Annotated in this window: 3 protein-coding genes; 1 reads left to right on the top strand and 2 read right to left on the bottom strand. The window is 66.4% G+C overall.

Translation table 11 applies throughout. The features are described 5' to 3' along the window. Positions 1 to 143: 143 nt before the first annotated feature. Positions 144 to 719: a TerD family protein gene (locus tag ACFWPJ_RS29110; protein ID WP_110039796.1), complete on the bottom strand. Its 576-nt coding sequence runs from the start codon at positions 717 to 719 to the stop codon at positions 144 to 146. A gap of 1 nt (position 720) precedes the next feature. Then, positions 721 to 1,200, bottom strand: a complete 480-nt coding sequence (locus tag ACFWPJ_RS29105) for a hypothetical protein (protein WP_378856145.1) — start codon at positions 1,198 to 1,200, stop codon at positions 721 to 723. Between the two features lie 317 nt (positions 1,201 to 1,517). On the opposite strand from ACFWPJ_RS29105, the gene ACFWPJ_RS29100 reads away from it, so the two are divergent. Then, positions 1,518 to 3,005 (top strand): RNA-guided endonuclease InsQ/TnpB family protein, encoded by a 1,488-nt coding sequence (locus ACFWPJ_RS29100; RefSeq protein WP_378856143.1) that lies wholly within the window; start codon positions 1,518 to 1,520, stop codon positions 3,003 to 3,005. Positions 3,006 to 3,045: the final 40 nt, after the last annotated feature.

The following is a 3,045-nucleotide window of genomic DNA, read 5'->3' as shown; positions in this document are numbered from 1 at the left end:
GGCCCCGCGGCGCCGGGGGGCGGCGCCGCCGCCCCCGCGTAATCGCGATGTTCCTTGGGCCAGTAGCGAGCAGCAAAGGCCCGTTCAGGGCCGGGACAGGAGGGGCCGCGACCTCGAGCGCGCCAGCGCTCCAAGAACACAGCTCAGATATTGACGCCGTAGTCGCGGGCGATGCCCGCCAAGCCGGAGGCATAGCCCTGGCCGATGGCGCGGAACTTCCACTCGTTGTTGTGGCGGTACAGCTCGCCGAAGACCATGGCGGTCTCGGTGGAGGCGTCCTCGGAGAGGTCGTAGCGGGCCAGTTCGACGCCGGTGTTGGCGTCGGTGACGCGGATGTAGGCGTTGCGGATCTGGCCGAAGGACTGGCCGCGGGCCTGGGCGTCGTGGATCGACACCGGGAAGAAGATGTTGGTGATCGTCGGCGGGGTGGCGGCCAGGTCGACGTTGATCACCTCGTCGTCGCCGTCGCCGGCGCCGGTCAGGTTGTCACCGGTGTGCTCGATGGTGCCTTCCGGCGAGCGCAGGTTGTTGTAGAAGACGAAGTGCTGGTCGGAGAGCACCTTCAGGTTGGCGCCGGTCGCCAGCGCGCTGGCGTCGAGGTCGTGGTCGGCGCCGGTCGTGGTCCGCACGTCCCAGCCCAGACCCACCGCCACCTTGGTGAGATTGTCGGTCTGCTTCGACAGCGAGACATTGCCGCCCTTGGCGAGCGTGACAGTCATATCAGTTTCCTTTCTCTGCCCAGGTCCGCAGGGTTTCGACCCGGCCCTCCAGCGCGCGGAGCTCGGACTCGTCGAGCACGGTGCGCTGGATGCCGCGGTCCACCGCGAAGGCCGACTGCCGATGGTCGTCGATGACGTCCACGTCGAGCTGCACGGCGGTGTAGTCCGCCGCCGACGGCATCTGCTCGGCGATCACCTTCGCCCGTCCGCGCGCGCACAGCGCGACATTGCCGCCGCCCAGGATGAGCAGGGCCACCTCCGGCTGGGCCCGCAGCCGGGCCAGCGAGCCGCGATCGGACTTGAGGCTGATGAGGATCCGCCGGTCGCCGGCGCGCACCGGCCACGACACGGGAATCGCGTGCGGCGCGGGATCGGTCGTGACCAGCACCGCGATCGTCTCCTGCGGCCATACCGGCAACACGTCGAGCTCGGGGTGATCGGTCGTGTAATCCTGCTCGGCCGGATCGACTTCTGTTGCCATCTACCTCACCTCGACGATCGTCGGACACCACGTGGCCCGCCGCGAACGGCGAGCGCACCCCCGAGTCTAAATCGGTGTGCCACTTGCTCGCTGGCTCGCGTCGGATTGTCCGGCAGATCTCAGCAACGTCTCAGAGTGCATTTGAGAACTGGGTCATCGTCGTGCGAGGCGGCATGACATGACGGCGATTATGGCGATGTGGACCATGGTCGTGGTGGTCGAGTCCGGTCTCGTAGTCGCGCACGCAGAGGCGGTGTCGGCTGATCCAGCCCAAGTTATGTTCCACCACCTGTCGGTGGCGTGTGTCACACTCGCCGATGATGAGCCGCCACACCACCTTCCGGTACTGCCTCGACCCCACCGTCGAGCAGTCCAGCGTGCTCACCCGCCATGCCGGGGCGGCCCGGTTCGCGTTCAACCAGAGCCTACGGTTCGTGAAGACCGCGCTCACCCACCGTGAAAGCTGTCCAGGACATCCCGTGCCGTGGACCCGGTTCGATCTGATCAATGCGTTCAACAACTGGAAGAAGACCGAAGCCGCCGGACGAGTGTTCGCCGTCGGCGCGGACGGGACTGTCGAGGTCCGGGTGACCGGGCTGGTGTGGCGCACCCAGGTATGCCAGCAAGTGTTCGAAGAAGCCGCCGTCGACTGCGGCCGCGCCCTGGCAGCGTTCTCGGACTCCCGCACCGGTAAACGCGCAGGCAAACGAGTCAGGTTTCCCCGATTCAAGAAGAAGGATAGGTGCACCCCGTCGTTTCGGGTCCGCAACAAATACGCCAAAGGTGGGCGTGCGATGATCCGGGTCGGCGACAACGACACTGCCCGGTCGGTGACTTTGCCCGGGATCGGGGAGGTTCGGGTTCGTGAGGACACCCGCCGGTTGCGTCGTCTGATCACCAAAGAGCGGGCGAAGATCCTCTACGCCACCGTTTCCTACCGGGCGCGACGCTGGTGGATCAGCTTGGCCCTCGAGGCCGCCGACCTACACCCGGCGCACCATCACCGTCCGCGTGAACACGGCGACGATACTGGTTGGGTCGGGATCGACCGCGGGCTGACAGCGTTCGCTGTCGCCGCAACCGCCGACGGCACCGAGATCGCGCGCTTCGACACCGCACCCAAACCACTTGCGGCGGGTCTGAGTCGGCAACGTCGTCTGGCAAAGTCGGTGGCGCGGAAAGAGAAGGGCTCGAACAACCATCGACAGGCCGCCGCCCGGCTGGCGCGCCACCATCATCGAGTCGCGAATATCCGCCGTCACTTCGCCCATCAGGTTGCCAACACGCTGGTCAAAACCCACGACCGGCTCGTGATCGAAGACCTGAACGTGGCGGGCATGCTCGGCAACCACTCGTTGGCCCGCGCGATCAGTGATTGCGGATGGGCCGACTTCGCCCGGCTACTGGCCTACAAACAGGCCTGGCGCGGCGGCATCATCACGACCGCGGACCGCTGGTATCCGTCGACCAAACGATGCTCGGCCTGCGGGGCACTCAACCCCGGCTTGACGTTGGCTGATCGTGTGTTCGGTTGCGGGTGCGGGTTCCACGGCGATCGTGACCACAACGCAGCTGTGAACCTCGCAAACTGGCCGACGACCCGGCACGACTTTTCACGATCCCCGGACCCCCGAGCAGGAGGCCGGGTTACCAATGTCCGCCGACGGGAAGGCACTGACCGACACCTCGCGGGTGTCGGTGCAACCGGCCCGGTAGACGCGGAAACCGACGTGGGGGGCGCGCATGTGGTGGGGGTGGTGGGGCGCGCGCGGCAGAGGGGGGTGTTTTTATATTTTTTTTCTTAAGCTTTGTGAGGGCGCCTCGGAGGGGGGGTGTGTTTTGTGT

The organism is Nocardia sp. NPDC058497, assembly GCF_042720195.1.
GTDB lineage: Bacteria > Actinomycetota > Actinomycetes > Mycobacteriales > Mycobacteriaceae > Nocardia.
Note: the sequence above shows the minus strand (reverse complement) of the source record. Positions and strands in the feature narration are given on the sequence as shown.

Excerpts from the sequence above, each read along its gene's own strand:
- ACFWPJ_RS29105 (WP_378856145.1), bottom strand. The coding sequence starts at position 1,200 with ATGGCAACAGAAGTCGATCCGGCCGAGCAGGATTACACGACCGATCAC.
- ACFWPJ_RS29100 (WP_378856143.1), top strand. The coding sequence starts at position 1,518 with ATGATGAGCCGCCACACCACCTTCCGGTACTGCCTCGACCCCACCGTC.
- ACFWPJ_RS29110 (WP_110039796.1), bottom strand. The coding sequence starts at position 719 with ATGACTGTCACGCTCGCCAAGGGCGGCAATGTCTCGCTGTCGAAGCAG.